This is a genomic window from Parapedobacter sp. (assembly GCF_053550995.1).
The window spans coordinates 1-4,974 of sequence record NZ_JBMQOC010000122.1; the positions used below are offsets into that span (position 1 = coordinate 1).

The following is a 4,974-nucleotide window of genomic DNA, read 5'->3' on the forward strand; positions in this document are numbered from 1 at the left end:
GCCCCCGAAACCTCTTGGAACGGCAATGTGAACTTCGTGAAGAAAGTCCCCCTCTCTAGCGGTGGCATCATCGGCTTCGACGCCACCGTGTTTTACACCTATTTCAATAACAAAATCATCGCCGACTACGATACCGATGCAACGAAGATCCTGTACGGCAACTTAAACGGCCACGCGATCTCGCAGGGGGTATCTTTGAATGTGGACCTCGCACTGATGAATGGTTTGAAATTGATGGCTGGTGCCACGGCCATGGATGTGTATAGCCAAGAAAATGGCCAAAAGGTACAGCAATTGTTTACCGAGCGGTTTACGGGCGTATGGAATGCCGGTTATACATGGAAGCGCCCGGGACTTACCGTGGATTATACAGGCAACCTCTATGGCCCGATGCGCTTGCCGCTGTTGAGTGAGGCCGACCCGCGATCGCCGCAATCGCCCTGGTGGAGTATCCAGAACATCCAGCTGACCAAGGCCTTCCGGAACGGCATTGAAGTGTATGGCGGCGTGAAAAACCTGCTGGATTGGACCCCCAACCGGGGAAACCCGTTTATCATTGCCCGGTCGCACGACCCATTTGACAAGTTGGTGGAGTTTAACGGCGAAGGCCAGGCAGTCATCACACCCGAAAACCCGTACGGCCTCACGTTCGACCCGTCTTACGTATTCGGCCCCAACCAGGGCGCCAGGGGGTTCTTGGGTATCCGATATCGCTTTTATTAAAGATATGGCTAATACGCGTGTCGTAGTTTTTATCCTTTTATTTTTATCCGCTCCGGCAACGGTCAACGCGCAACCAGCCCGTTTACCTATCGGTGAACTGACGGACAGCATGCGTCTTCGCCCTAAACCTGCGCTTGTATTGATTACAGCAGATTGGTGTATGTACTGCCGGATGCAAAAAAACCAGCTCAAAAAAAATCGGGAACTACAACGTGCGTTGTCGCAGGTATACTTTACCGAACTGGATGCAGAAACCACGGGGGAGGTGGTTTTCAACGATAAGACCTACCGGTTTTTTCCCACCGGCGTAGCCACCGGACGCCATGAACTCGCATTTGCACTGGGAGAAATCGACAACCGGCTGTCGATTCCCACGTGGGTATTGCTCAATGAGCACTTCGAAATCATCTTCAAATTCCCGGGTGTAATCAAGGCCAGCGAATTGTCACGGCTGCTGGAATCGCTGGGGAAAAATTTGGAATAACTAAATTTTTTTACGTTTATTGCAAATAAATTAACAATTACCTATGTTAAAGTCCGTTGCTGTCATTGTTTTTTGCGTATTCGCATTGTTACTTGCCTGCGAGCCAAATGGCAGTGAGTCAATGGAGCCTGTGATCGGCCAGGAACCCGACAGGGTATCGGGCAATGACCAAGCCACCCAACCAGAAGGTGTCGTAGGTTTAGACTCCAATGCCGTCAACGCGTTGGCGGAAGTGAATCGCTGGCGGCAGGAGGGCTGTACCTGCGGCGATGTACCACTACCTGCCACCACCAAGGTCACTTGGAACAATGAACTCTACCAAGCGGCGTTGGCACACGCCCAAGACATGCATAAAAACAACTATTTCAGCCACACAAGCCCCTCGGGCGAAAACCTCTATAACCGGCTCGTGCAATCGGGCTATATCGACGATAGCCGCTCCATCCTCACCTACGGGGAGAACATCGCCTTTGGCAGTTTCGATATACAAACTGCCGTGCAGAAATGGCTGGATAGCCCCAGCCATTGCGCCAACCTGATGCGCGAGGCCTACCGGGAAATGGCCATCGCACACGACGGCGGCTACTGGGTCCAGGTTTTCGGTACTCCGCGGGAATGAACACCGACAGGCATGGATCGTCATGCTATTTTTGTGGCTGCTGTAGCGAAACCTCCGACCGGCCCGTCTGTACATTCGAAAACAAATAGAAAAATGAGATACCGAGAAACAAACCAATTCCAACGATTGGGAAACATAACGCGCGGCATACTTGTTGATTATGTTTGTTAAATAGTGTTAACAGGTCAATTAATTGGATTATTTAAATAACTTTGCATCCTGCAAGGTTGAAACAACGAAATGATGAAGAAAATACATGTATTGGTGTTGGGCGCTTTGGTCGCCATGGGATTGTCGTCGTGCATCAAAGATGGGGAACCGTATGATCCCGAAGCACAGTATGCATTGGAGAAGCCGGTCATTGAGGAATACGTATTGGCCAACATGCCCGGGGCTATTCTCCATGAGGAAACCGGTATTTGGTATGAGATTGTTTCCCCAGGAACTGCGGGATCGTTTAATTACAAAACGGTATACCCCAATGTTTACGTGAATTACGTCGGTGAGTTACTCAACGGTACCGAGTTTGACAGTGACGATTCTGCGTCGGGTGCCAAATTGAACTTGGGTAACACCATCCTTGCTTGGCAGGCCGTGTTCTTCCCAACGGAAATCCGATATGACGAAAACGGTGAATTGCTAACCGAACCCCATGTATTTGGCGGTATTACGGGCGATGGCTTACAAAAAGGAGCGGTCATCCGATTCGTTACGCCTTCAAAACTTGCTTACGCACAACGCAGTAATGGCACCATACCGGCCAATTCGCCCCTCTTTTTCGAGGTGAAATTGGTGGATATCGAAGACGCAAATTAATACCGAGCATACAAATTCAAATCAACTGTACAGATATAAAATGATCAAATCGACTCCTTGTATTGCGGCTATCGGTATCGTGGCCATCGTGTCATTGATGGGGTGTTCAAAAAAAGAATACCAATCGTTTGAAGAGCTGGACAACGCGAACATCCGTGCGTACATTGAAAAAAACAACCTTACCGTGCATCAATACAAGGAAACCGATTTGTTCTACCAAGTGCTCGAGGAAGGAACCGGCAACCCCATTGATTATAGTGAGAAGTATCCCGTGGTTTATACGGTAAAGAGCCTGGACGGCACCTACAACGCAGCGGATACCTTGGCTGGCAACAACCGCTATGCCGACTTCTTCGGTTACTTCCCTTTCGGGTCTTCGTACGCCGGTACGCCCACCGTCGAGCGCCCCGGCGACTTCAAAGAGGTCATCCGTGAGGTATTGCAAAATACCGATGGAAAAATCCGGATTATCGTCCCCTCACGGCTCATGTACGGCAGGAATGGGCGGCCAAGCGTGGGTATTCCTCCCAACGCGTCACTGGACTATGTGGTAACTGTACACGACAATTTCATCGACTACGAGGACCAGGTGATCCAACGGATGATTGCCCATGAGTCGTTGAATATCGATGACTTCACCAAGCGGGAGGACCGTATTTATTACCAGATCATCGAGCAGGGAACCGGCGATGCCATCACGGCCGATTCTACGGTAACGGTCGATTACACGTTGAAAGATCCCGAAGGCAATGTACTTGACTCAGGTACCGACAAGGAATTCAGTTTAGCTGGCGGGGTCATATCCGCATGGCAGAAAATCGTACCCTTGGTCAATAAAGGGGGTAAAATCCGTTTCTTCACACCAAGCGACCATGCTTATGGAAGAACGGGGAGCACCAACATCGCACCCTTCCTCTCGCTCGATTTCGAAGTGGAAGTGAAGGATGAGTAGGATGATTACCTTATCCACCCCGATAGCGCGACTCATCCAGTAGCCTTTGGGCGTCTTTCATGCCCAACAGGTCCGCGAGATCCGTGCCGGGGTTTCGTTCCATATAGGCCCGCACGATTTTCCAACCCATGAATACGCCGAGTTTCGGTGCCGATTCGTTTTGCTCGCCCAGCTCGGGGGTAAATGGGGCTTCACCAAGGTATTTCTGGATACGGTTGTAATCGGCCTCATAGAGTAAATCTTCCTGTAAAAACCACGCCCAGATATCGCGCTCGAAATGATTGGCCCACGTCCACTGGTCTGTAGTGTATCCAATCATCAGGCTGTCTGCCACAGTGGGCATGGCCTGCTCCATCACATACATCACTTTTCCCTGATACACCATGTGCTGCAGCAAACTCACATCCAATGCATCCTGCGGATACAGGTTCTCACGAACATAGCTTTCAATTACACGGGGCACAATGTTTTCCGGAGTGAAACGCCGCGTGAGGTATTGCGGGATGCTACCACGCAATGCGGGATAAAACTTGGAGTTCGCCCCAAGGAACATGTCCAGCCCGATGCCTATATAATCTTCACCCACCGGTGTTTGCACGGCAAAGCCGGAGAAAAAAGCGATGACCCGGGGAATATCGATCGACGGAAAATAATATTTCAGGTGCTTGAATGCGTCCGTCAGTCCGGCCTCCTGCTCTGCCATGTCCGGATAAGTTGCATAAACACTTGCCTTCAACGCCTTGAAATCGGCCGTTGCAATGACCGCCTCCAACACCGCAGCTACTTGGCCGCTGTCCAACGGATTGCCGGCCTCCAGCATATATTGCATATAGTCGGCATAGAAAAACCCATACTGCCGAAGCCATTGGCTGTTTTTCATCGGGATGTTGGTCGGACTCAGGCTATCAAGTGCCCTATCGAAGCGTTCGACGGTAATAGACAGATCGATGTGGCTTACATCCACCCGCTCGGTCCGAGTGCATGAAAACAGGCCGATAATTAAAAAAAAGCAATAAATTTGTCGTGCACGGGTTTTGAGCATCATTTTTGTTTATTAGCTGGCAGCGAAGTTACGGATTTTGATGGGGTTTGATGGAACGGGGACAAGACAGTATAAGTGGATTTACACGGATTTATTGATATGCGGAACAAAACAATACCCTTCTATATATTGGTCTTTTTATTCATCACGTTCAGCGGCCCTCGTGCCATGGCGCAGGATTATTATAGCTCCACCTACCAATACAAGCCCGTTTCGCTGGGCATTACCTTCGCACCGAATATTGCATGGATGCGGTATGGGGATACCGGCGACCACAAGAGCACGCCACAATTCGGCTTTGCCTACGGCCTGCTTGCCGATTTTGCATTTACGGAAAA

At 50.1% G+C, this 4,974-nt stretch carries 5 protein-coding genes and 2 pseudogenes; 6 read left to right on the top strand and 1 reads right to left on the bottom strand.

Annotated elements, in window-relative coordinates; translation table 11 throughout:
- The 5 genes and pseudogenes from ACO1NT_RS16835 to ACO1NT_RS16855 all read left to right on the top strand — a co-directional run.
- A pseudogene (locus ACO1NT_RS16835) lies at nt 1–723 on the top strand (TonB-dependent receptor); the annotation flags it as partial.
- A 109-nt stretch (nt 724–832) separates the two neighbouring features.
- A complete protein-coding gene (locus ACO1NT_RS16840) occupies nt 833–1,207 on the top strand; it encodes a thioredoxin fold domain-containing protein (RefSeq protein ID WP_449049909.1) in 375 nt (124 codons plus the stop codon).
- A 121-nt stretch (nt 1,208–1,328) separates the two neighbouring features.
- A complete protein-coding gene (locus ACO1NT_RS16845; protein WP_449049905.1) occupies nt 1,329–1,826 on the top strand; it encodes a CAP domain-containing protein in 498 nt (165 codons plus the stop codon).
- A 240-nt stretch (nt 1,827–2,066) separates the two neighbouring features.
- A complete protein-coding gene (locus ACO1NT_RS16850) occupies nt 2,067–2,642 on the top strand; it encodes an FKBP-type peptidyl-prolyl cis-trans isomerase (RefSeq protein WP_449049906.1) in 576 nt (191 codons plus the stop codon).
- A 40-nt stretch (nt 2,643–2,682) separates the two neighbouring features.
- Complete coding sequence (locus tag ACO1NT_RS16855) at nt 2,683–3,594, top strand: FKBP-type peptidyl-prolyl cis-trans isomerase (RefSeq protein ID WP_449049907.1); 912 nt, start codon at nt 2,683–2,685, stop codon at nt 3,592–3,594.
- A 10-nt stretch (nt 3,595–3,604) separates the two neighbouring features.
- On the opposite strand, the gene gldB is transcribed toward ACO1NT_RS16855, so the two are convergent.
- The gene (gene gldB, locus ACO1NT_RS16860; RefSeq protein ID WP_449049908.1) at nt 3,605–4,639 is read right to left on the bottom strand and encodes a gliding motility lipoprotein GldB; all 1,035 of its coding nucleotides are present in this window, start codon (nt 4,637–4,639) and stop codon (nt 3,605–3,607) included.
- Nucleotides 4,640–4,735: 96 nt separating this feature from the next.
- Between gldB and ACO1NT_RS16865 the strand changes: the two are divergent.
- A pseudogene (locus tag ACO1NT_RS16865) lies at nt 4,736–4,974 on the top strand (hypothetical protein); the annotation flags it as partial.